General features: G+C 52.6%; 19 protein-coding genes. 12 read left to right on the plus strand and 7 right to left on the minus strand.

Translation table 11 applies throughout. The features are described from left to right. Nucleotides 1-28: 28 nt before the first annotated feature. From HW115_RS07960 to HW115_RS08000, 9 genes are all read left to right on the plus strand, one after another. Nucleotides 29-832: a glycoside hydrolase family 16 protein gene (locus HW115_RS07960; RefSeq protein ID WP_178932053.1), complete on the plus strand. Its 804-nt coding sequence runs from the start codon at nt 29-31 to the stop codon at nt 830-832. Nucleotides 833-963: 131 nt separating this feature from the next. After that, nucleotides 964-2211, plus strand: a complete 1248-nt coding sequence (locus HW115_RS07965; RefSeq protein ID WP_227021348.1) for a carbohydrate porin — start codon at nt 964-966, stop codon at nt 2209-2211. A gap of 68 nt (nt 2212-2279) precedes the next feature. Further along, nucleotides 2280-3521, plus strand: a complete 1242-nt coding sequence (locus tag HW115_RS07970; protein ID WP_178932055.1) for a dipeptidase — start codon at nt 2280-2282, stop codon at nt 3519-3521. A gap of 106 nt (nt 3522-3627) precedes the next feature. Then, nucleotides 3628-3978 carry a hypothetical protein gene (locus HW115_RS07975; protein WP_178932056.1) on the plus strand — a complete coding sequence of 117 codons (351 nt, stop codon included), beginning with the start codon at nt 3628-3630 and terminating at the stop codon, nt 3976-3978. A 97-nt stretch (nt 3979-4075) separates the two neighbouring features. Next, nucleotides 4076-4801, plus strand: a complete 726-nt coding sequence (locus tag HW115_RS07980) for a putative 4-mercaptohistidine N1-methyltransferase (protein ID WP_178932057.1) — start codon at nt 4076-4078, stop codon at nt 4799-4801. 141 nt (nt 4802-4942) lie between these two features. Beyond that, nucleotides 4943-8053, plus strand: coding sequence for a VPS10 domain-containing protein (locus HW115_RS07985; protein ID WP_178932058.1), 3111 nt, complete (start codon nt 4943-4945; stop codon nt 8051-8053). A gap of 73 nt (nt 8054-8126) precedes the next feature. Beyond that, on the plus strand, nt 8127-8729 hold the full coding sequence (gene purN / locus HW115_RS07990) for a phosphoribosylglycinamide formyltransferase (protein WP_178932059.1): 603 nt from the start codon (nt 8127-8129) through the stop codon (nt 8727-8729). Between the two features lie 112 nt (nt 8730-8841). Then, complete coding sequence (locus tag HW115_RS07995; protein WP_178932060.1) at nt 8842-12633, plus strand: CotH kinase family protein; 3792 nt, start codon at nt 8842-8844, stop codon at nt 12631-12633. A 117-nt stretch (nt 12634-12750) separates the two neighbouring features. Beyond that, complete coding sequence (locus HW115_RS08000) at nt 12751-13686, plus strand: AAA family ATPase (RefSeq protein WP_178932061.1); 936 nt, start codon at nt 12751-12753, stop codon at nt 13684-13686. Between the two features lie 128 nt (nt 13687-13814). Here the strand turns inward: HW115_RS08000 and HW115_RS08005 are convergent, their stop codons facing one another. The 4 genes from HW115_RS08005 to HW115_RS08020 all read right to left on the minus strand — a co-directional run bounded on the left by HW115_RS08005 (nt 13815) and on the right by HW115_RS08020 (nt 19367). After that, nucleotides 13815-14267, minus strand: coding sequence for a Dps family protein (locus tag HW115_RS08005; protein ID WP_178932062.1), 453 nt, complete (start codon nt 14265-14267; stop codon nt 13815-13817). Nucleotides 14268-14358: 91 nt separating this feature from the next. Next, nucleotides 14359-15267, minus strand: a complete 909-nt coding sequence (locus HW115_RS08010) for an SGNH/GDSL hydrolase family protein (protein ID WP_178932063.1) — start codon at nt 15265-15267, stop codon at nt 14359-14361. Nucleotides 15268-15302: 35 nt separating this feature from the next. After that, nucleotides 15303-17813: a sulfatase-like hydrolase/transferase gene (locus tag HW115_RS08015; protein ID WP_178932064.1), complete on the minus strand. Its 2511-nt coding sequence runs from the start codon at nt 17811-17813 to the stop codon at nt 15303-15305. 306 nt (nt 17814-18119) lie between these two features. Then, entirely contained in the window at nt 18120-19367 is a 1248-nt protein-coding gene (locus HW115_RS08020; protein WP_425498138.1) for a zinc-dependent alcohol dehydrogenase, read from the minus strand. A gap of 157 nt (nt 19368-19524) precedes the next feature. Here HW115_RS08020 and HW115_RS08025 point away from each other — a divergent pair, with 157 nt between their 5' ends. Together HW115_RS08025 and HW115_RS08030 are read left to right on the plus strand one after the other, a co-directional pair. Next, nucleotides 19525-20496 (plus strand): L,D-transpeptidase family protein, encoded by a 972-nt coding sequence (locus HW115_RS08025; protein WP_178932066.1) that lies wholly within the window; start codon nt 19525-19527, stop codon nt 20494-20496. A gap of 64 nt (nt 20497-20560) precedes the next feature. Further along, nucleotides 20561-20899, plus strand: a complete 339-nt coding sequence (locus tag HW115_RS08030) for a zinc ribbon domain-containing protein YjdM (protein WP_178932067.1) — start codon at nt 20561-20563, stop codon at nt 20897-20899. 46 nt (nt 20900-20945) lie between these two features. On the opposite strand, the gene HW115_RS08035 is transcribed toward HW115_RS08030, so the two are convergent. Beyond that, complete coding sequence (locus HW115_RS08035) at nt 20946-21608, minus strand: discoidin domain-containing protein (RefSeq protein WP_178932068.1); 663 nt, start codon at nt 21606-21608, stop codon at nt 20946-20948. Between the two features lie 113 nt (nt 21609-21721). Then, entirely contained in the window at nt 21722-22210 is a 489-nt protein-coding gene (locus HW115_RS08040; RefSeq protein WP_178932069.1) for a hypothetical protein, read from the minus strand. A 221-nt stretch (nt 22211-22431) separates the two neighbouring features. Here HW115_RS08040 and HW115_RS08045 point away from each other — a divergent pair, with 221 nt between their 5' ends. After that, nucleotides 22432-23334: a TIGR01777 family oxidoreductase gene (locus HW115_RS08045; RefSeq protein WP_178932070.1), complete on the plus strand. Its 903-nt coding sequence runs from the start codon at nt 22432-22434 to the stop codon at nt 23332-23334. A gap of 290 nt (nt 23335-23624) precedes the next feature. Here the strand turns inward: HW115_RS08045 and HW115_RS08050 are convergent, their stop codons facing one another. Further along, complete coding sequence (locus HW115_RS08050) at nt 23625-24191, minus strand: fasciclin domain-containing protein (RefSeq protein WP_178932071.1); 567 nt, start codon at nt 24189-24191, stop codon at nt 23625-23627. Between the last annotated feature and the right edge of the window lie 237 nt (nt 24192-24428).

The following is a 24428-nucleotide window of genomic DNA, read 5'->3' on the forward strand; positions in this document are numbered from 1 at the left end:
TTCCGGCGCCCTGGGCGTAGCATTGGGCATGACTAGAACGATAAACCATCCCTTCTTTTTTGTCCTGATGCTGATGGCCACGGCCATGACTTCGGCAGAGGCGGCCGATACCTTGGCTGGATGGAAGCTCCTCTGGCAGGATGAGTTTGACCAGAAAACCCTGGATGAAAACAAGTGGACGCGCTGCAAACGTGGCGGCGCCGACTGGAAAAATACCATGTCGGATGCTCCCGAGCTGTTGACCCTTAAGGATGGAGTCTTGCATTTACGAGGGGTGAAGAACCCGGACACCAAGAAGGATCCCGCTCCCTACCTTACTGCCGGCTTGACCAGCAAGGGGAAGTTTGAGTTTCAGTATGGCAAGGTGCAGATCAAAGCCCGCTTTAAAAGCGCCCAGGGAGCATGGCCGGCACTCTGGATGCTGGGTTCGAAAAAGGGTTGGCCCGCCAATGGTGAGATCGATCTGATGGAACACCTGAACTTCGATCATAAAATCTATCAGACGGTGCACTCGGAGTATACGTTCAAGGTCGATAAAACCAATACCCCACCCAAAGGTTCGACGGCCAAGATTGATCGCGACGTCTGGAACACCTATGGTTGTGAATGGGGTGCTGATCAAATTGTGTTCACGGTCAATGGCAAACCAAGCCATACCTACCCACGTGTTCCCGAAAAAGGAGACAAGCAGTGGCCGTTTGAGCAGCCGTTTTATTTTATCCTATCCATGCAGATCGGCGGTAAATGGGTGAATGGCTCAGGGGCGACCAACCCCGCTCATTACCCTGCCGGAATGGAGGTCGATTGGGTTCGGGTCTATCAAAAAAAATAAGTAAGTAACGAGCGGCGGAATCATTTGCTTTATGTTCGCTAGGCGGGAGTTGTTTTTTTGCTCGAAGTAGAGGCAAGACATCGTGCCTTGACGGAACACGATGAGCTGGGGTAGAAACTTCGCTCATGTGGATGAGCCGAGTAGAAGGAAAAAGAGCAGGTGTGTTGCTCGGAATATGCTTGCTGGCTATTGCCAATGAGCAAGTGGCAGACGCAAGGCCTTCGCTAGGAGGGCCGGGGTCGGTGGAGGCTTTGGAGGCAGATGATGCCAGACCGGATCAGTCGCACACCGGGAAAGACTTGCTCAAGGAGTGGAAAGATTACAAAACGTCGCTGAAGGATCGGACGGGTTTTTCATGGAGCACGGATTACACCGCTTATTACTTTGGCAGTTCTGGTGACTTTGGCCCCAATGAAGCAGGTAGTGGAATCTTTCGATTGTACGGATCCTGGGACTTGGTTGGGCGGGGGACTGAGAATCAGGGAGGGCTGGTCTACAAGGTGGAGCACCGTCATCGCTATTCTGAAAGCTCACCGTCGTCTTACAGTTTGGATGCCGGCAATGTTGGCGTGGTTGGCGGGCCGTTCAGTAATAACAACCTGCGGCTAACCAATCTTTACTGGAAACAAAAGTTTTGCGACGGACAGGGGACTTTCTTGTTTGGTTATCTTGATGCCACCGATTTTGTGGATGTTTATGCTCTGGCAAACCCATGGACTGCCTTTACCAACCTGGCATTCAGCACGGGGTCGTCATCCATTGCCTTGCCCAACGATGCCACTTTTGGCCTCGCAGCCGGCTATTGGTTGTCGGACCAAGTGTATGTGCTGGGTAGCATGACGGATTTGAATGCAGACCCGACGGATCCTTTTCAGAGCACGGAATATTTTTTCACCGAGCATGAGTATTTCAAGAGCATTGAGTTCGGGTGGACGACGTCTCAAGACCGGTCGTATGTGAATAATGTACATCTAACGTTTTGGCACGTGGATGATGTCGAGGCTGCGGGGACCCCGGATGGCTGGGGGGTGAATTTTTCCGCATCCTACTGGATCAATGATTGCTGGATGCCATTTTTTCGGGCTGGTTACACCGAAGACGGTGGCAGTTTGCTTGAAGCCTCTGTCTCGGCTGGTGTCGGGGTGAACCCTATCCGCGGTAATGATCTACTTGGGATTGCGGTGAACTGGGGAAAACCGAATGAGGACACCTTCGGCCCGGACCTTGATGACCAGTATGCCATCGAGATTTTTTACCGCTATCAGCTCACGGAGAACATTGCAATTACTCCGGATATCCAGTGGTTGATTGACCCCGCCTTGAACCCGGAGGACGATAGTTTGTTTTTGGCAGGTGTGCGGGGACGTATTTCGTTCTAACCCTGAAATACCTATTGCGATTCCGTGAATCTGATGCGATGATTGAGATTCTAACGTAATGTAGAAAGATGAAACAACTAATAGCCCCCATTTTACTGGCTGGTTTTTTTGCCGGTTTTAGCCATGCGAGCGAGGAAAGCAAAACCTGGCCTGCAACAGACAAGGCAAAGAAGTTTGTCAAGGATACCATTGTCATCGACATGTTTGCCAGCCCACACGGGACTGGATGGACGGAGGACAAGCATTTTCACAACTATCTGAACAGGGCCCGAGGTGCGGGTATTACCGGGAGTGAAATGACGCTTGCCGCGGGCAGCTACACCTTCGATCAGTTCTTGAATGAACATTACCAGTACCGGAGGGTCATGGCCCAGACCCCGGGTAAGTATGTGTTTGTTCGTTCGATTCGTGATATTGAGCATGCTCATATCACGGGCAAGACGGCTGTGATTTGGAATTCCCAGACGGCAACCATCCTCGATGGTGATTTGAAGAAGATTCCAGCGCTCAAGGAGATGGGGCTTGCCAGCATGATTTTATCCTACAATGACCTGTTCCGGACGGGGTCGGGCAGCTTGGCGGAATATAACGGCAATACCACCGGAGTAACCGCCTGGGGGCTCTCCATTGTCGATGAACTGGTGAAGTATGGCATTATTGTGGATCTCAGTCATATGGGGCCTCTGACCACCAAAGGCATTATGGATCACATGGATAAAAACCATCCGGGCGTACCTTATGTCTTTACCCATTCATTGCCGGCCGGGCTTTACAAGGATGTGCCAAAGGCCACACCCAAAGGCTGCTACCGGAATATTTCAGATGAGGAGGCCAAACGTGCCGCCAAATCCGGAGGATACGTTTCGCCAACCTTCACTGAGTGGATGATGGACGGGATTTGGCCGGATGACATCACGCCTGCTCATTGTGCGGATATGATCGATTATTATGTCAAGTTGGTGGGCGTGGATCATGTTGGTATTGCAACCGATGACATGTTTACTCTCAAACCGACGATGAACTTCGTGAACGCCAACCCGAATTTGTACAACGATGGCGGATACATGGTCAAAGCATTCAAAGCAGGGGCTGATGGGTGCGGTGAGTTGGCAAAAATTTTGCCAGCAATCACAGATGAACTTTGGAAGCGCGGATACAAAAATGAAGACCTCGTAAAAATCTACGGAGGAAACAAGATGCGGGTTTTCCAGCAGGTTTGGGAAGGTGTTTCTCCAAAGCAGCAAAAGGCTGATGAGGCGGATCGAATCAAGTTGCGTAAGGAACTGAAGCAACGTTTTGAATCACGTTGATAGAATATGACATGGCCATTGACCACGAGGGTGATGATTCTCATCGGTTGGATGTCGAGATAATCATTTGACGGTTAACGGCTCTGTGTGTAATTGTATGACTCTTATGAAAAAACATATTGTACTCGCTGTTGGTGTCGTTTGTTCCTTGGGGCTCGGTCTGGGCTCTGTTTCTGCTAAGGATAAAGGAAAGAGTGGTAAGAAAGCGAAAAAGGAACACAAGCATGATAAGGACCACAAGAAGCATCATGACAAGGATCACCCCGGAAAGCACAAGGGGCATGATAAAGATCACCCTGGAAAGCATAAAGGCCATGACAAAAATGGTAAGCATGACAAGGATTGGGATGACCATAAAAAAGATCTGGAGAAAGACATTCGCAAGGAAATCGACAAGGATGTGGATGATGCCAAGGATGAGGCCCGTAAGGAAATTCGCAAGGCTTTGAAGAACTAAATCTGAATGGATTGAATCAACCCTTCCGGGATATTCCTCGGGAGGGTTGCTTTGTTTGATTGCGTTTTACGAACACATATTGTCCACCACGGCTCGCATGTCAGTCCCATCCTACGAATCGGATCAGTTGTTGAATGAGTATTTGTTGATGCATTATGGCTCTGATGAGCAAGTGATGCCGTGGTCGTTTGGTCCGCAGGAAGCCCTGCATTTTCCCGTGCGTACGGTTGCCCGGTTCTCTGACAAGCCTGTGGCGCGTTCGCTTGATCTAGGCTGTGCTGTGGGTCGCTCCTCCTTTGAGCTGAGCCGAAGCTCCGGAGAGGTCCTCGGGCTTGATTTTTCAGCCAATTTTATTGCTGCGGCCCAGCACTTGAAGGAACAGGGTTGTTTGTATTATCCGGTGAAGGAAATTGGGGATCGCGAGTCCCAGGCGGTGGCCCGGGTGCCGGACGGTTGCCATTCCGAGCAGTGTCACTTTCTGCAGGGGGACGCGATGAACCTGCCATCGGATCTTGGATGTTTTGACCGTGTGCACGCGGCTAACTTGATTTGCCGCTTGTCGGATCCGGTGAAGTTGTTGGATCGTTTGCCATCTTTGGTCCGGACTGGGGGTGAGCTGGTGCTGGCGACGCCTTGCACCTGGTTGGATAGCTTTACGGCTCCGGATAAACAGCCTGGTGGAGATACCTTTGAGTGGCTGAGGCAAAAGCTCGATGCCAGCTTCGATTTGGACCTGCAGGTGGATGAGCCATTTGTTATCAGGGAAACGGCCCGTAAGTTCCAGTGGTCGGTTTCCTTGGTCACCCGCTGGCAGAAGAGGTAGCTTCAGGCTGTTGGTTGTTGGTTTGTTTGATTCGGTCAGGATTAAACGAAATTACACATGACAGATGTTGTGCCTTGTGCTGTAGTGTAAAACTGTATCGGGACTTCCCCTTGATTTGCTAACCATAACCTTCAAAATAAAATGAAAGCTTCTTATTTCATGCTCGCGGTCACCGCTGCGATAGGTATGATGACCTGTTCGTGGGTTGGTGCTCAGAGCGAGCCTTCCGCGGATTTTAAACAACAGATTCAAGCTCTTGAGTGGCGATGTGTCGGCCCTCATGTTGGCAACCGTGGAACGACGGTTGCCTTGGATCCAACAGATCGCAATGTATTCTATCATGGTCATTCATCCGGAGGTGTTTGGAAAAGCGAGGATGCCGGTCAATACTGGATTCCGATCTCCGATAAACATTTCAAGGTTGGCTCGATTGGAGCCATGGCGGTGGCACCGAGCGAACCCAAGGTTCTTTATGTGGGAACCGGAGAGCCTCAGCTTCGGGACTGTGTTTCCTGGGGTGATGGAATGTATAAATCCACAGATGGAGGTTTGAGCTGGAAGCATATTGGACTCGAGCAGAGTAGGAATATATCACGGGTACGAATTCACCCCACCAACCCTGACCGGGTTTATGTGTCGGTGATTGGTAATCCTTTTGGCCCGAGCAAAGAACGAGGAGTCTACCGGACGGACGACGGAGGAAAGACGTGGAAGCAAATCTTTTTTAAACATGAGCAGGCGGGTGTGATCGACCTGGTTTTATGTGAACACGACCCAAACATCCTCTATGCCTCGACTTTCGAGGTGATTCGGCGGACCTGGGGCTTGAAGGCCGGTGGACCCAACAGTGGCATTTTCAAGTCGACCGATGGCGGGGACACATGGACCGAGTTGTCGAAGAACTCCGGTTTGCCAGTAGGCGACTGGGGCAGGGTGGGCTTGGCTCACTCCAAGACGATGCCAAACAGAATATCGGCCTTGATCGATTCGAAGGAAAAGAACGGTTTGTATCAGTCGGAAGATGGAGGGGAGACTTGGAAGTTCGTTTCAGATGATATCAACATTACCCAGAGACCATTTTATTATCATCATTTGCATGCCAGCCCGCACAATGGGGACGAGTTGTGGGTATTGAGCAACAAGCTCTGGCAATCGATGGACGGAGGTAAGACCTGGAAGCAACGTTCGGGCACCAAGGATGATTTCCATGATATGGCATTTGATCCTACCGACCCGGATCGATTGATCATCACCCATGACGGGGGCGCAATGTGCTCATTGAATGGAGGCAAGACATGGTCGACTCCTTTCACCCAACCAAACCAACAGATTTACCGCATCGATGTGGATGATCAGTTTCCGTATAACCTTTATGGAAATTGCCAGGATTTGATTGGCTACAAAGTGCCGTCGGCTTCTTTGTATGGGGGTATTTCAATTGCAGAGGTTACGGTCATCGGTAGTGGCGAATCGGGGGCTACGGTTCCTCATCCAAAAGACCCGGATCTTGTCTATCACCTTGCGCAAAGTTCTTTTGCCGCAGGCGGGTGTCCGATCCAACGTGTCAATCTCAAGACCGGACAGTGGGAGCATGTCAACGTCTGGCCCATGCCCACCTTTGGAGAGGGGCAGAGTAAGGCGAAGTACCGGTTTAACTGGCACGCCCCGATTGTCATCGATCCCTTTGATGCCGAGACCTTGTATACGGCTGCCGAGTATGTGTTTCGGAGCCGTGACCGGGGGCAGTCATGGGAAGTGATCAGCCCGGTGTTGACCAAGGATGACGAGTCCAAACAGCAGGCCGGTGGATCGCCATCTTCGTTAGAGACATCCGGTCAGGAGGCCTACAATACGATTCACCGGATGGTGGCATCGAAGGTGAAAGAAGGGGTGCTTTGGACTGGTAGCGATTGTGGGTTGGTGCATGTTTCCGTTGATGGCGGAAAAAACTGGCAGAAGGTGACGCCTCCCGATTTGAAACCTGACTCTGACGTGTATGAGATTGAAGCTTCACCTCACGAGGCGGGCACGGCTTACCTTGCAATCAGCCGGTACCGGACGGCCAATGATTTTTTGCCTTACCTTTACAAGACGAATGATTTTGGAAAGACATGGGTGAATTTGAGTCCGAATTTCCCTCAGGACGAAATCACGCGAACCATCCGTGAAGATACGGTTCGCAGGGGCTTGCTTTTTGTTGGCACAGAAACCGGAGTGTTTGTGTCCTTGAACGATGGAGAGTCCTGGCAGCGTTTGAATTTGAACCTGCCAGCCGTGGCGGTGCACGATATCGAGGTGAAGCATGAGGACCTTTGCATTGCCACTCATGGCAGGAGTTTTTGGATCCTCGATGATATCAGCCCCTTGCGTCAGCATATGAGCGACAAGGATGAAAACAAAGCCTGGTTGTACCGTCCACGAGACCATACACGGATTGGGATCAATTGGTGGGCACTCTACGGAGGAGGTGTAGGAGGTGGGCAAAAGAATTACTTCGTGCAGAATGGCAGGATGGGTCACACGTTCATCGAGCTGGGTGTGGTGAACGGAGAGCGAAAGCGCCGCTTTCTGGATGCTGGAGATGCCCGTCCCCGTGGGGCCATCATTTACTACTCTCTCCCCAGGGGGGTAAAAGATGTAAGCCTGACGATTCTCGACAGTGAGCAGCGCGAGGTTTCTAAATATGAGGGTGAGCAGCTCGGCTCGAAGCCTGGCTTGAACCGGATGATTTGGGGCATGACCTATCCTGATGTTCCGCGGGTTCCAGGCAAGCCCCCGGCAGGTGTGCTGGTCGAGGCCAAGCCGGGAATGTACATGGCCAAGCTGACGGTTGACGGTAAGTCCCAGACCCAGTCGTTCCGTCTGAGCATGAACCCGAATGAGACGTGGACCCAGGAAGACGCCGATGCCCGCTTTGATCTCTGGTGGAGATTGCGTTCGATTTTTGAGCGCTCTCATCTCGCGATCAATGAGGCCATGAAGCTTGCTGAAGAAGCCGGAGAAGACTCGGAGATCGCCAAACAGGCGTCGGCCTTCAGCGGAAAGCTCGTTCCCCAGGGGGCCAATCTGTCCCAGATTGCCAATGAGCCACCCAAGCTTCTCTCCAAGCTGCAAACGGTGAATGCGATGCTTTTCCATAGTGAGGGCCGGCCAACCAAGTCGGCTTATGCCGTGGTTGATGAGATGGAAAAGAGGATCGATGAGGCGATTGCTGATTGGAATGCCGTGAGTCAGAAGGCAGGGAAGAAGTAGAGCTCTTCTTCCTAGGCCGGGGTGGCGGACATGGTGCTTGCGTTTGGTCATGGTTTCGGGCTAAGTCTCGGCCATGTCCGCACAGGAAACATCATCCAAGGGAAAACTCAAACTCGGCGTGCTCGGGTCAGGGTCCGGGTCGAATATGCAGGCGATTCTCGATGCCATCGACGACGGTTCTTTACAAGCTGAAATCGTCTTGGTGCTGTCGGATAACGAGGACGCTTACATCCTTGAGCGGGCTCGCAAGGTGGGGATTGCCGCTGAGGTAATCGACTGTGGCGGCTACGCTCAGAGATTTCCCGAGGCATCTCAACTGGAGGTTGCCCAAAGGCTGAAGCAGGCAGGAGTTGAAATGGTATGCCTCGCCGGTTTCATGCGCTTGGTTAAATCCCCCTTGCTGGATGCTTTCCCCCAACGGATTCTCAACATTCACCCATCCTTGCTGCCGGCTTACCCTGGCTTGATGGCTTGGAAACAGGCGGTGGACGATGGCGCTACCGAGTCCGGATGCACCGTGCATTATGTGGATGCCGGGATGGATACGGGACCGATTGTTTTACAGGCGAAGGTTCCGGTTTTGGGTGATGATACAGCGGACAGCTTGCACGCCCGCATTCAGGTGGAAGAGCACCGGATCTACCCCGAAGCGATTCGTGTGGTTGCCGGAGTTTAATGGTCTCTTCTATCTTTTCCTCCATGGCTCAAGCATCATCTTGCTTGGCTGAATCCTGTGCTTGTCATACAGGTTGCAGCAGTGTATCCCGCTGACAGTGAATGATCAACCCATGCGAGGGAGCTTTGGCCGGGTGATGGCGATGATCTGGCTGGGCCTGTGGCTTATCGCTGGTCCAACTGCGTGGGCTGATGTGCTGATCACGGAATTTCTGGCTGGAAATGACACGGTTCTGGCGGATGAGGATGGAGATTTTAGAGATTGGATCGAGATATTTAATTCGGGATCTAGTACCGCGGATCTGGGCGGCTACTATCTCACTGACGAGTCAGGCAACCTGACCAAGTGGCAGATCCCCGCGGGCACTTCTCTGGAACCGTCCTCTTTTCTCGTGGTGTTTGCTTCTGACAAAGACCGTGCTGTCGCTGGAGAAGAGCTGCACACCAATTTCAAACTGAGCACATCAGGAGAATACCTCGCCTTGGTTGCCGCGGATGGAAGCACCGTGCTGTCTGAATTTTCTCCTGAGTTTCCTGCTCAGTCGACCGATGTTTCCTATGGACTTCAGCAGTCGGGGGACAGGACGGATGAAGTGGTGGTGGATGTGGATGGCTCATGCCGAGTATGGGTGCCCGATAGCGATGTTTTGGGGCTTACCTGGACCGGCTTGGGGTTCGACGATTCTTCCTGGACAGCCGGGGCTCTGGGCGTTGGGTATGAACGAAGCTCAGGATACCAGGACTTGATTGAAACAGATGTCGAAGTGGCGATGTACAATCTGAATGGATCGGCGTATATCCGGGTGCCGTTTCAGGTGGCGGATGTGAATGAATTGTTAGGGTTGAGTTTGGAGCTTCAGTATGATGATGGCTGTGCGATCTATTTGAATGGAACCTATGTGGCTGGCCCCAACGCACCTGCTGCACCGGAGTGGGATTCACAGGCGCTGAATGATCACCCGGACCCACAGTCGTTGACCTTTGAAACCATCGACCTTGGTGATTATTTGCACCTTTTGCAAGAGGGTGAGAATGTGCTTGCGCTGCAGGGGATGAATAAAAACCTGAGCAGCAGTGATTTTTTGATTCGACCACGCTTGGTGGCCAGCCGGAGAAGTGAATCAACGATTGGGGCTCCCAGTTATTTTACCACACCGACCCCTGGCGCTGTGAATGGCATGGACCAGCTGATGTTGCAGCAGCAGGTGGTGATCTCCGAAGCCAGCCAGACGTTTTTCTCTTCGTTTCAAGTGACGCTCTCAGGTGCGGAGGTTGGTCAGGAGATCCGCTATACGCTGGATGGTTCTTTGCCTCAACGCGAGGGCCCATTGTATTCGGGACCGATCGAGATCACGGGTTCTACCCAGATTCGGGCGCGGGTGTTTGCGGATAGTGGTGCGTATGGGCCGACATCGACGGAAACGTATTTGTTCGTTTCGGAGGATTTGAGGGATTTTAAAAGTAACTTACCCATTATCATTCTGGATAACTTTGGTGGCGGTAGGCCGGACAACAAGACGGAGATGTTTATGGCGGTGATCCCAACGGATGAAAGTGGTATTGCTGCAATTGGCGCTCCGTTTCAGGTAGCGACCCGGGGAACGATGAAAGTCCGCGGGTCATCCAGCTCGAGCTGGAATAAGTATTCCATGAGCATTGAGGCGTGGGACGGGGATGATCAGGATCACAGCATTGCGCCACTTGGGTTTCCCGCGGAGGCCGATTGGGTGCTTGGCTCGAAATATCAGTTTGACCGCGCCCTGATGCGCAATGATCTGGCGTATCGCTTGAGCAATGATCTTGGTGAGTATGCGGCGCGCACCCGACATGTCGAGGTGCTTAATAATACCGGTGGCGGTGAGGTGTCTTATGCGGGGGCTTATTTCGGTGTGTATTCCTTGACGGAAAAGATCAAACGGGATGGAGACCGGGTGGATGTTGAACGGATGAGTGCCACCGACACGATAGAGCCCGAGGTGACGGGAGGCTATATCTTCAAAGAGGACCGACTGGACCCCGGGGATAGCGGCTTTACTGTGGACGGGGCTGGGAGGATGGCCCACGTCTATCCGAAAGAAGAGGATATTACGGCAGAACAAAAAGCCTGGTTGGTGAGTTATCTCAATGCCTTTGATGACGCCCTCAATGACCCTTCCTGGTCGCATCCGGAATCGGGGAAACATTTTACCGAATACATCAAGCAGGGAGCCTGGCTGAAACATCACTGGATCAACACCTTGACGAAAAATGTCGATGGCTTCCGGCTCAGTGGCTATTACTACAAGGATCGTGAAAGCAAGGTGGGGGCCGGTCCGGTTTGGGATTTTGACCGCACGATGCAATCGACGGATGGCAGGGATGACAACCCCGAGACCTGGGACGGAACGGGGGATTCGAGTAAAACCTGGAGTGATTCCCGGTTCCCATGGTGGGGGAGGGCATTGGAGAACCCGGATTTCAGGCAGGCCCATACCGATTTTTGGCAGTCGCAGAGGGCTGACGGGGCGTTTTCCTGGGCACACGTCGAGGCCGTGATCGATGAATTTGATCTTGTACTCAATACCGAGGTGGCCAACGATATCGGAATTGAAGGCACGGCACAGGAACGAAACTTTGCAAAATGGTCCGAAGTGTCGCCCCGCAATGGAAGCCATGCTGCCGAGGTGACGATTTTGAAGGATTGGTTGCGCAGTCGGATGGAGTGGATCGACACCCAGTACACGGCTCGACCTGAGTTCGACCGTTCTCCTGGTCAGGTAGCTCCCGGCACGGTGGTGTCCTTTGCATCGAGTGCGGCGACCATTTATTACACCTTGGATGGTTCTGATCCTCGCCTTCCGGGTGGTGATGTTTCTCCTTCAGCGATTACCGGGGTGCCGATCACCGTGGATGAAACAAGGGTGATTACCGCGCGGGCACGGTTGGGAACGGGCTTGACCTCCTGGAGTGGTCCGGTGCAGGGATTGTTTTTGGTGGGGCCGGTGGCAGATGCTTCCAATCTGGTTCTCTCGGAAGTGCATTATGCTCCGCGGCCACCGTCCTCGCCGGAGGAACTGGCCGTGTCCTCGGACGCCGCGGATTTTGAGTTCATCGAATGCCGAAATATCAGTGATGTGGATACGATCGATTTGCACGGGGTTCGCTTTATCGCGGGGATTGATTTTGATTTTAGCTCCTCGGCGGTGACTTCGCTTGCTCCGGGTGAACGAGTCTTGCTCGTCAGGAGCCTGGCTGCGTTTCGCGCTCGTTATGGAACCAGCTACAACGATTGTATTGCGGGTGAGTATGCATCCGATAAGTTGGACAATGCGGGTGAGCGGATCCATTTGGTGAATGCCTTTGACCAAACGATTGCTGATTTTACTTACAGCGATACATTTCCATGGCCGTCTGCCGCCGGGAACCCGGGCTACTCTCTGGTGATGCGTAAGGCTTCCCCTTCGCTTTCAGATTACCTCGAAGCCCGGTCCTGGAGATCGAGCGGTTGGATGGATGGTAACCCGGATGCTTCGGACAGCTCACGGCTTGTTGGTTCCCCGGGGAGTGATCACGATGGTGACGGATGGATGCATTTGCTAGAGTATGTTCAAGGGACGCGGGAGGATGAGGGTTCGGATTATCCCGAACCCTTAAGCGTGGCTGTGCAACCCTTGGAAGTGGAAGGTGTGGAGTCATCTTACCTGACAGTTACGTATGTCCGGAATCTCACTGCGGATGATGCCGAGATGGAACTGCAGGTGAGCGAGGATCTTGTTGGGTGGAATACCGGGGAGCCTCATTTATACTTTGTCACTGAAGTGAACCAGGGAGATGGAACCTCGCGGGTGACCTATCGCCGCCCCTCTCCACATCGTGGTGATGAGACTCCCGAGTGCTATTTCCGTTTGAGGGTTTGGATGCCCTAAGTGCCTTGGTGCACTGCTTGCTGGGAATCATAGCATGGGGTGAGGGTCGGTGCCTTTTCTAAAATCGAAAGGGAATCGGATTGATTCGTTTCTGGATTCTGCGAATGTGGGTGGCACATGGCAGCTGATGATGTTGATGACAAATTGGATCGCTTACTCTTGCTCAGAGATCGTTTGACCACTGCGGTCCTAGGATCAGAGCGAGCTGGGAATTTATTACTTACGGCATTGTTGGCTCGTGGGCATGCCTTGATTGAGGGGGCTCCCGGAGTGGGGAAGACCTCACTGGCGCAGACCTTGGCCAATGGCATTGGAGGAACCTTCAAGCGGATTCAGTTTACGCCTGATTTATTGCCGTCGGATATTTTGGGCTACCATTTATACAAGCAGCACAATGGAGACTTTGAATTTGTCCCCGGGCCAGTGTTCTCCAACTTGCTGCTGGCGGATGAAATCAACCGAACCTCTCCACGTGTGCAATCCGCTTTGTTGGAGTCGATGAATGAAGGTCAGGTGACGATTGATGGTTCGACCCGTGAGCTCGAGCAGCCGTTCCTCGTGGTCGCCACCCAGAACGTCACCTCATCGACAGGAACCTTCCCTCTTCCCGAACCTCAACTCGACCGATTTTTGCTCTCCATTCCCATGGAACTGCCTGATGTGGCAACCCAGCATGCCATTTTGAATGCGCATGCCTCGGGAGAAGTCAATGGCCCTACCCGCGATCCCTTGCTGGAACCCGAGGATATTATGCTGCTGCAGAAAATGAGCTCCGAGGTTCCGATCGCGCCAACGCTCAATGAATACATCATTAGTTTGTGTGAGTCTGTCCGTAGGTCAGCCGGAGGCAAGCACACGGTATCGGTGAGGGCCTCCTTGTCATTGATGCGTGCCGCCCAGGCGGCAGCTTATCTCGACCGACAAAGCGTGGTCCACCCGGATCATGTTCAGGATGTTTTCAGTCACGTGATGCGTCACCGGTTGTTGCCGGACGATGGCTCGTCTCCAGAGCCGATCCTGGAATCCGCTCTGAAAGAGACACCCGTGCCTTAGCCTGAATCGAGCCCCCGGCTATCAATAAAATCCAACAGCCGGTAGGAGGATTGGCCTCAATCCTCCGCCCGTTGGCTCAATTCCACGTTTTTGACGGGGGTAAAAAGTGCCGATTGTGAGGGTTCTCTTTATCCCTCCAGGAAGCTTTTGAGCATCCAGATAGTTTTTTCGTGGACTTGGATACGTGAGATCGCCAGGTCTTCGGATTCGCTGTCTTCGTTTTCGCCTGCAAGGTCTCTGGCTTTGCGTAAGCCATCGACGACGATCCCATTGGCGTTTGCCAGATGGTCGACCATGCTGTTGGCATCGGTGTCTTCAGGGATTTCTTGGATGCTGGATTGGCCAGCAAGATTGGCGAGTCCTCCGGGCGCGAGCGAACCGAGTGCCCGGATACGTTCTGCGATTTCATCGATGGCGGTGAAGAGCTCGGTGTATTGCTCTTCGAATGCGGTGTGCAGGGCAAAGAAGCCCGGGCCGCGAACATTCCAATGGCAGAGGTGCGTTTGCCCGAGCAGGGCATAACAGTCGGCAACAACTTGACGCAGGGCATCGACAACGGGTGTGGTTTCAGTATGGGTCATGATTTTAATAAGTTAGGGCATGAAAGATTACGTCCTAAACGCACGAATGCAAGTTGGCTGGGGTGAAATATTGGGGAGCTTCGGGGCGGGGTTATTTTGAGTAAATTAAGGGTTCGAGTTGTTTTACCTCGGCTGCCGCTTGGTCCAAAGTGTTTTTCATCGGAACGCCGGGACGTTTGGGTTTGGTTTCGAAGTGGATGGCATTACGCCAGAGGGTCATCCGTTTTTGGACTGCCTTGAGCTGTTGTTTGTCGAGGAGTTGATTCGGAGAGTGAAGCTTGGCCGATTCAGGGTCTCCGAAATAGCGGATCAAAGATTGGGTCATCAGCCAGTGTCCTTGGCCGTTGGGGTGGACTCGGTCATGCTGTACAGTAAACTTCGGGGCGGCTTTCTTTTTGCTTTCGATGGTTTGTTGCATCTCGCTGTGAAGATCACAGACCAGCCAACCATGAGAGCGTTGTGCGACTAGCCACTGGGAGTATTTGGTGAGGACCTCATTGTAGTTGAATCCGGATTTGCCGTGGTTATCGAAATACGGTGGGGTGATATGGATGATTTCCGATTGATGTTTTTTTGCCTCTGCGTGTAACTTTTTCTGTCCTTCCTGATAGGCATTGAAGCGTGCTTCGTTGAATGGTTGATAAATGCCGCAGTTCATGCCGTAGCAGGCGAGGATAAGGTCAGGTTTGGCTTTGGCCAGAACACGTCCGAGTCGTTCGTGTAGGTCGGGGCGGGGGAAACGTCCACCGGCATGGCCCTCTTCGCTGAGGCCGGAAACGGTTTCGCTGGCGACTCCGGCGTTGATCACCTTGTAGCGTCGGTCCGGAAACTGACGGACAAGCCAAGCATCAAAGAAAGTGACATAGTTTCCGGCCTGCGTGATACTGTCACCGAGTATGAGAAGAGTACGGGGCTTTTCCAACAAGGACTCCTTGGCCTGTGAAGGGAGAAGAATGCTCAGAGCCAGAAGGGGAACGAGAAAACGTTTGAGGAATGGCATCAATTTAAAAGTGTTAGCTTTGGTGTGTTGGCGGGTTAGTTCTGCTCCATTGGGATGGTGAAGATGCCGGTTTCGTTGCCTTTGCGGTAGCTGGAGATGAAGACCTCGGGTTGGTCGCTTGCTCCAATGTAGACGTTCGGGCGTTCCATCCGCTTGCCTTTGAAGGTCGATCCATCGGCAGATTTGAAGGCTTTGGGGGCGAAGTGGAATTGTTTTGCTTTTTGCCAGTGGATGCCGTCGGTGGAGGTGATCATGCCGAAGTAGGTGTGGGCGTGGAAATTGGCATAGTAGCGTTGGCGTGTGCGGTCGAACCAGATCGAGGCATCCTCGGTGTCGAAGTCTGAGATAGCGAGCTGGGGTTGGATCGTGAACGGGCCTTCGGGTTTGTCGGAGAGGGCGATGCCCTGAACGCGCTGGCCTCCTTTTTTCGGGAATTTGTCTCCCTTGATCAGCATCAGGAACGATCCGTCTGGTTTTTGGGTGACTGCCGGGTTGACGGTAATTTCGTGCACCGGGGGCTTGGGTTCGACACAGGGGTGGTCGAACCGTATCCAGGGGCCGTTTAAGGAATCGGCCACGGCGACGCCGCAGCGTTGGTTGTAACGCAGGGTGCGCCAGTTTGGGTGGCTGTATCCTTTTTTCGCGGTGGCGACGAGTGCCTCGTTGTTGAGTCCGGCGTTGGTGGAAATGTAGTAAAGGTAATACTTGCCGTTGAATCGTTTGATTTTCGGATTGTGGGCGGTGATTTCATCCCAGTGCTTGCCTCCCCGTCCCTTGAGGGCGGTGTATTGATAGGTCCAGGGACCACTGGCTGTGGGGGCTTTGGCCACGGCGACTTCGGAGTGGGTCAGCCAGGCGTAGAATGAGATGCTTTTCGGCCAGCGGGAGTAGAAGAGATAATAGTGGTTATCTTGACCTTTGATGATGGATCCTCCCCAGTTGAACCAGTCTTTACTGACAAAGTGGTTGTCCTTGCTGTAGGGTTTGAGCTTCGGTTGATAGGTGTCGGTCGTTACGGCTTTGCTTGTTGTTGTGCTGCCGGGGATGCGAGGTTTGACGGGGGAACCATCAGCTGTGGACACGGGGTAGGACGCTTGACGTTGGTCGAGCTCAGAGATCATGGCTGCGGCCATGGACTTCAGTCGTTCTGGCGATTGTTTGGCGAGGTTGCTTTTTTCGTAGGGGTCGCTGTTTAGGTGATAGAGCTCCCATTGTTTGTCTGGAGCGGCGGTGTAGTTGTAGATGACCTTCCAGCCGTCCCTGAGGTAGGTGCTGAACATGCTGTTGGTGTGACCGTGGGGGAAATGGACGAGAAACTCTTGTGGTCGTTTGGCGTCCTTGCCGGTGAAGTAGGGTGAGATGTCGAATCCGTCGAGCGTGTCGGGTTTGGGATGTTTGGCCCCGGCAATATTGAGGATGGTGGGTAACATGTCGGTGCAGGTAACCAATGCATTTTCCTTCGAGTTCTGAGGAATGGAGAGTTGTTTTTGAAATTGATTGTTAGGGTTGGGTTTTGCCCAGGCCACGATCAGGGGGACACGGGTGCCTCCTTCGTGGCGCGTTCCTTTTTTACCTCGCAGGGGGGAACTACCCATCGGGTTGGCACTGCCATTGTCCGAATAGAAGATCACCAAGGTGTCTTCTGCGACTCCCAGTTCTTCGAGTTTTTGCAGCATGTCGCCGAGCGATTTGTCCATGCCCTCGACGAGGGTGGCAAAAGCAAGGCTGTAACCTCTCAGATTTGGATAGTTTTTCGTGAAGCGTTTGTCCGGATAGAGGAAGGGAGCGTGAACCGCGTAGTGGCTCATGTAGGCAAAAAACGGCTTTTTCTCTCCGACCGCTTTTTCGATCGCCGCATTCATTTCCAAGGTGATGGCTTCGGTTAGGAAGGTGTCGGTTCCGTGGTATTTTTCGAGTCCGGGCACATCCCAGTCGTGTCCCCCATTGCGGTGGGCGGCGGAGTAATGGTTGCTGCCGTAGTAGCTGCCTGGCCCGCCGCCGCCGAAGCCGGCGATATTGACATCGAAGCCGAGATGGGTCGGGTCACCATTCGGTGTGTCATCGGGGCCGAAGTGGGCTTTACCGGCGAAGAGTGTGGCATAACCGGCCTTCTTTAGAATGGCGGGTAGCGTCGGTGTGTTGTCGGGGACTCCTTTGACGGCCCACTCCGGGTTGCGTATGGTTTTGGTTTTGACCGGGCCAGGCTGGGAGCGGTGAGTTTTTGGGTGAGTCCATTGGGTGACCTTGTGTCGAGGGGCATCCAGACCTGTCATCAGGCTGACCCGGGTCGGTGAACAGACCGAATAAGCGTGGGCTTGGGTGAAGAGGCGGCCTTGTTTTGCCAGTTGCTCCATATTGGGCGTGCGGTAAAGGCGGTTGAGCTTGGAGATGACCTGCGCATTGTGTTGATCCTGAATAAAGGAGACCGAGGTGTCCTGGGTGCCCATGTCGTCGACTAAGAAAAACAGAATGTTAGGGTGTTTGCTGTTTTGGCTGAACCCGGTGGCGGAGGCAAACAAGAATACGATGGTAGCGAGGCGGAACATGGAATCAATCGTGGGCTGAGGTGAAAGAATGGAGGTAAAAGAAGGATGGGATGTTGGAGTGCGGCTCCGTTAGAAAACATGGCCGATGAAATGACAATGAACAGCAAGAAAACGTGCATTGAATGCTGCAGCTACGTTGAGAGATGCAGCCTTGTTTCAAGCGATGACTCGAATAGCCTGACGGGCGACCCTTGTTGAGGGGCTGTGAAAGGGTGGCCTTGACGGAGGATTGAGGCCAATCCTCCCTACCGATGGCTTCGCGCTTAGCGATGGGGGTAGGTCTGACGTGCGCCCTACGTATCTGCCTCAGCGATGGTAGATCATGATTTTGACACCTTCCTGTCGGAGGTTGGTATCGAAGGCTTCCTGGATTTGTTCGAGTGGGAACTTGTGCGTGATCAGGCTTTCCATCGGCAGGCCGATGCGTTCGGCTCTCTGTAGGAAGTGGTAAGCATTTGGGTAATCGGTGCTGTTATAGACCCAGGAGCCGATGAGCGAAATTTCCTTTTTACAGATATCCTCATGTGGGTTGATGCTGGCTTCTCCGCCGTCGACAAAGTGGCCGATTTCGATGACGGTGCCGCCGCGGCGCACCATTTTGAAGATATTGGCAAAGGCGATGGGGACTCCCGTGACTTGGAACCCGAAGTGCACACCCACGCCTTTGGTGAGATCGCCAACCGCTTCGGCTACGGCATTGGCATCTGGGTAGTCTTTGTAATTGATGACGTGATCAGCGCCAAAGGATTTGGCCATTTCCAGGCGGTCGTTGTTTCCGTCCAGCGCAATGATGTTGTTGATACCGTGAGTGCGGAGCACGGCGATCATGAGGAGTCCGATCGGTCCGCAACCTTGCACCAGGATTCGACTGCGGAAGTTGAGTCGGCTGCTGCTTTGTTTCGCCCGGTCGAGAGCATGGCAAACCACGGCCGCCGGTTCAATCAGGGTGCGGAGTTCCAAGCTCATTTCGTTGACGACAAAGAAAGTCGAGCCCGGGCGGATGATCAGGTATTCACCGAAGTAGCCGTTGAAGTGGTTGTCCGGGCTGTCTGGGAGCAATCCGTAGATTTGGAGGTCGTCACAGAGGTTCGCACGCAGAGGGTTGTATTTGGCAATCATACAGTGCTGGGAGGTCTCCATGATGCTGGTGACGATTTTATCTCCCGCCTGAACCGGTTTGCCGACCGAGTCCATGGTGATGTTTTTTCCGACTTGAACGACTTCACCCGTTCCTTCGTGACCGAGCACAACGGGGGTGAGGTCGAAGGGGTCGTGGTTGTAGCAATGGATATCGGTGCCGCAGATGCCGCAGGCCTCAACCTTGACCAGGATTTCGTCGTCTCGGATCTCCCGTAGAGGAAATTCCTTGATGCTGAGGGTCTCCTTGGCTTCGAGCACGGCAGCTCGGCCTGAGTTGGGGAGCTTACCGATGGAGGTAGATGGAACGGTTTGCTGCTGAGCCTTCGGGGCGTTTGGCAGGCTTCGCTTATTGAACGCGTCTTCTACTACGGAGCGGATCAGCTCATTGTCGATCGGTGCAGACATGAGGCGCACCCTAAGATGGGGGTAGAGAAAACTCAATCCTTTATTTGGCAAAATCTTTACAAATTTGGGAATATCTTTGTTTTTGCGGCGGCTCTGGATGACATGGAGTATGATTGTGTTGCTTGTTTTTTGTCTTATTCTGGCATCTATGTGTGTAACATCATGGATGACTCGGGGGTCTCGCATTTTTGCAGTGGCAATGGTTTTGGCCTATTCGTTGATTGCTTTGGAGGCTACGGCTGAAGAACGTGAGTTCAATGAGAGTGCGTATCGCTGGCAACCTGAGCTGTCAAAATCCGGTCCGGTGTTGGTGACTGTCAGTTTGAAGACGCAGACGGCGGCGGTGTATCGTAATGGTATCAAAATTGGTAGCTGTGAAGTCAGTTCGGGCAAGCCAGGGCATGAGACGCCAAGCGGGGTGTTTTACATTCTCAACAAGGATGCGGACCATCATTCGAAAACCTATGGCAATGCCTCGATGCCTTACTCCGAGCGTTTGACCTGGGACGGGGTGGCGCTGCATGCCGGTTCCTTGCCTGGCCACCCATCTTCACATGGATGTATTCATTTACCGTATGCATTTTCCAAGAAGTTGTTTGGTGTTACCCACAAGGGGACCACGGTGGTTGTGAGTAAGGATTCTCCGGACGTGCACGTGTCCGGCAATCATAGCTGGAGTTTCAGGGCCGGCGGAAAAACGGATTTTATCTGGAAACCGGAAGCTTCAGCCGGTGGTCCGGTATCGTTGCTGTTTAGTAAGAAGGCTCAAAAACTGTATGTCATTCGCAATGGTGTGGTCATTGGTGAGTGTGTGGCAAAAACCAATTTATTCTCGAAGCGGGTCAAGGGAACTTCGGCCTTTGTGTTTGCCGGTTGGAAGGTGGATGGCAAAAAGGGGGAGGCCCGGTCGTCATGGATTCAGGTAAGTGGTAACAAAGGTCATCATTCGGATACTTTGGACGAGTGGTTTGAGGTGGATACCCGATTCCAGCACTTGTTACAGGGGATGATTACACCGGGGACAAACTTGGTAGTAACCAGTGAGCCTGTGACTGACCGGTCCCGCTCGGAGATGGGCTTTAGTCTTCTGCAGGGGCAGAAAGAGGAGAAGGCCATTCAGGGAGGGGGCAAAGGTTAGTTGCAAAGCAGGCTCATTTGACTTGAGCCTTGCATGAAGCGGGTGTTTCCGCTTTCTCTTGGCCATGTCTGAGATTTCCTGTCCAATCTGCACGGTGGATGACGTGCTGGAGCACCCCGATAAGTATGAGTGCATGACCTGTGGCCATGAGTGGGAGCGCGTTGTTGAGGAACCGGTTGAAGAAGAGCGTGTGGTTAAAGACGCCTACGGAAATGTTCTGCAAAGCGGAGACATCGTACAGATGATTAAGGATAAGAAGCTGAAAGGTACATCCAAAGTCCTGAAAAGCGGGATGAAATCCAAGCCCATCCGCATTGTCGACGGCGATCATGAAATCGACTGCAAAATGGACGGCATGTCGATTGCTCTCAAAGCCGAGTTTGTCAAAAAGGTGCAGCCCTAGGATGAGGATGGTTTGGGTGCCCACCCGGATGCCAGAGGATACGGTACTATCTGCGACGTTTTAGCAGGATCAGGCTGGTAAGTCCCAATAGGCTTAACGAACTGGGTTCGGGGACGGCGGTGCCTTCGATGCTGATTTCCGTTAGGCCGAATTTATCACCTCCATTGGAGTCGCCATCGAAATCAAATTTGACGTATCGGGCTTGTTGGTTGACGACTTCAGTGTGATTGACATCTCCGGTGGTGAAAGCAAACCCAGTGATCACGGGAGTAGGTGTCGTGAAGGTGATGTTGTCCGTACTGAATGAAAGATCGTAATCGTCCGGCGCTCCCAAAGCGAAGTCGGTGCGGACATAGCTGTTGATTTTGACGCTCGAGATATCAGCCAGAGATCCGAGGTCAAAGATAATGGTCACAGGGATGGGCGTGACGTTTACCGGATCCCAAGCGACAATGGGAGATCCTACAAATACGGGGTTGCCAGTTGTAAAAATTTCGCCGTCGTTGAGGTCGCCATTGTCATAGGCCCCAGGAGTGGTGTATCCGTCATGTTCCCCAGCAGTGGCATCATCGTCTCGATAATGCGTTCCCCCGCTGAATACGGGCATGGGAGAAGTGGTGTAGCTGTAGGTTCCCCCCAGAGCCAGGTTGGCGGCGTAGGCCGGAGTGAGGGAGGCGACGGCTAAGCAGGAAATAAGCAATGATTTCATATGAGGGCGAATAGGTTTGATTTGAATATTTCTTATATATGAGAAGCGATATCGTAGCATATATATCAATCTATGGTGGGAGTTGTAAAGGTCATAATGGCCAGTGTTGAAAACTATTCTCTGGATTCAACGATGAGGGTTCCTCGCCAGTCACGCCTCAGGGTGATGCTTTCACGAACGCGGTGCTTGGCGCTTTGTTGGCCGTATTCTATGATGAGTGATGCTCTGGTTCGGGAAATGTTCAATTCCTTGAACCTGAGTACGGGTTCGCGCCGTTCGCGTAGGAAGCAATAGAGTGGGATATCGCGTTGGTCGGCATTCCACAGGTAGGTGGACGGGGGGAAATCATCTATGTCGGAGAGGGCAACCATGACCTCGCGGATTTCGGTTTCGTTGTTGTCTTTTAGCAGGCGTCTGGCCGCTGACTTACACCGCCAACTTTCGAGGTTGGCGCGTTTTGGGTGGCGACGGTCTTCTGCGATTTCTTGGAGGGCCAGTTGGAATTGAAGCTGCATTCCGGCCAACCACTGCGCACGGGTGATTTTACCGGCCCGGTAATAGGCCAGAAGCCGTTTCGGGGAGATGAGGGAGCGGTTGGCCATACTTGTATATTTTCCGATTTCTTATTCAAGATGCAACGATTCTTTTCGCTTCATCTGTGTATTTTTCCGACGGGAAATATCCCGGCAGTTTCAGAGGGGGGCTGTGGATGGATCATTGAATCGGCACCCAAAACGGTAGCTCGGATAGTGGGTAGGGTTCCTGACATTTCCGGATTCATGCCTGCGTTTTGACGATGGCTGTGCTAGTGTGATTTATTCTTATGCAGATACTCATTACAGGATCCACTGGGTTGTTAGGTCGGGCCTTGTCCCGAAAGTTGCGTGCGGCGGGGCATAAGGTGATTGGACTTTCGCGAAGGAAAGCAGGCTCCGGTTCTACAGCATTCTGGGATCCGGAGCAGGGTGTGATTGAGCTTCCTGAGGGGCAGGCCTTGGATGCTGTGATTCATCTGGCTGGTGAAAATATTGCCGACGGTCGCTGGTCGGATGCGAAAAAAGAGCGGGTGGTGCAGAGTCGGGTTGCTAGCACACGTTTGTTGGTAGAGCATTTGGTAGCGATGCCCACCCCTCCCAAGGTGATCATATCAGCTTCCGGGATTGGGTATTATGGAGAAACGGGAGATGAAAGCGTGGATGAGTCTTCACCTTCGGGGGACTTGTTTATTTCCGAAGTGTGCAGGGACTGGGAACATGCAAGTATGCTTGCCACTGATGCCGGAATACGCGTTGTTCATGCACGACTGGGGATGGTGATCAGCGGTGAAGGGGGGGCGTTGGTAAAGATGCTGCCAGCATTTAAATTGGGGCTCGGTGGTGTGGTCGGCTCGGGTCGCCAGTGGATGAGTTGGATCGGGCTGAATGATGTGGTCGGTTTGCTTGAACTTATGCTAGAGGATGAGCGTTTGATGGGAGCGGTGAACCTTGTCGCTCCCGAGCCATCGACCAACCGGGAATTTACCCATGTGTTAGCCCGTGTATTGAAGCGGCCAGCTCTGGTGCCAATGCCGGTATTTCTGGTGAAGTTATTATTTGGTCAGATGGGGGAGGAGTTGCTGTTAGCAAGCTGCCGTGTCTCACCGCAGGTGGTGTTGGACTCTGGATATGATTACTGCCACCGGAGTTTGGAGGCTGCACTCACTGCCGCTGTGGCAGGTGAAATGTAGGGGGGTGAGGAGTTATTAGTTATTAGTTATTAGTTATTAGTTATTAGTTATTAGTTATTAGTTATTGGTTATTGGTTATTGGTTATTGGTTATTGGTTATTGGTTATTGGTTATTGGTTATTGGTTATTGGTTATTGGTTATTAGGGGGGGCTTGGGATGTAAAAAAGCAGCGATGTGCACGAAGACACACCGCTGCTGGTGGGGTTTGGGTAGTATGAACGAGGGGTTTAGAAGTGAGTGGGGGTTAGGGGCGGACCTGGGGGCGGACTTGGGGGGGCGGTTGCTTAGCCTAGGGGAGGATCACTTGGTCAATCACGTGGATCACTCCGTTGGAGCCGACGATGTCGGTTTTGATGACCTTGGCCTTGTCGACAGTGACGGTGCCTTCCTTTACGCCGATATCGAGGGTTGAGCCTTCGAGCGTTTTGGCTTCGCCGGCTTTGACATCAGCGGCCATGACTTTACCCGGAACCACATGATAGGTGAGAATTTTGGTGAGCTTCTCTTTGTTTTCGGGTTTGAGCAGCGACTCAACCGTTCCTTCGGGCAGTTTGGCAAAAGCATCGTTGGTGGGGGCGAAAATGGTGAACGGGCCGTCCCCACTGAGAGCTTCCACGAGTCCAGCAGCTTTAGCTGCGGCAACGAGGGTTGAGAAGTCTTTGTTTCCGGCCGCTATGCTAACCAGATTTTGTTGATTACTGGTTGATGAGGCTGTCATCACCGTGCTCTGCTTGGCGCTATTCTTGTGCGCAGCCGTTTCACCTCCTGATCCTCCACAACCTCCCGCAAGGGAAGCAGTCGTAATGAAGCTAGAGGCAAAGAGGGTCACGCAGGCGGTTTTTACTGTGGTGTTCATGGTCTTTATTTTGTTTTAGGGTTTTGGTTGCAGAGCAGGTGTTGCGCTGCGGTGATGAACAATTTGTACAAAAAATAGACAAGGTCAAATTAAAATCTAGATTTTGTCTATTTTTTTATAGCTTGTTGCATCTGGCATGATCGAGATTTAGGTGGTCAATTCCTCCATTATACCATGTTAAATATAGCTTTTTTCGTTGTTTCTTGTCCTTTGCTTAAGAGAGTGAAGCTCTCCGCT

Origin of the sequence: Oceaniferula marina (genome assembly GCF_013391475.1) — a bacterium.
Lineage (GTDB): Bacteria > Verrucomicrobiota > Verrucomicrobiia > Verrucomicrobiales > Akkermansiaceae > Oceaniferula > Oceaniferula marina.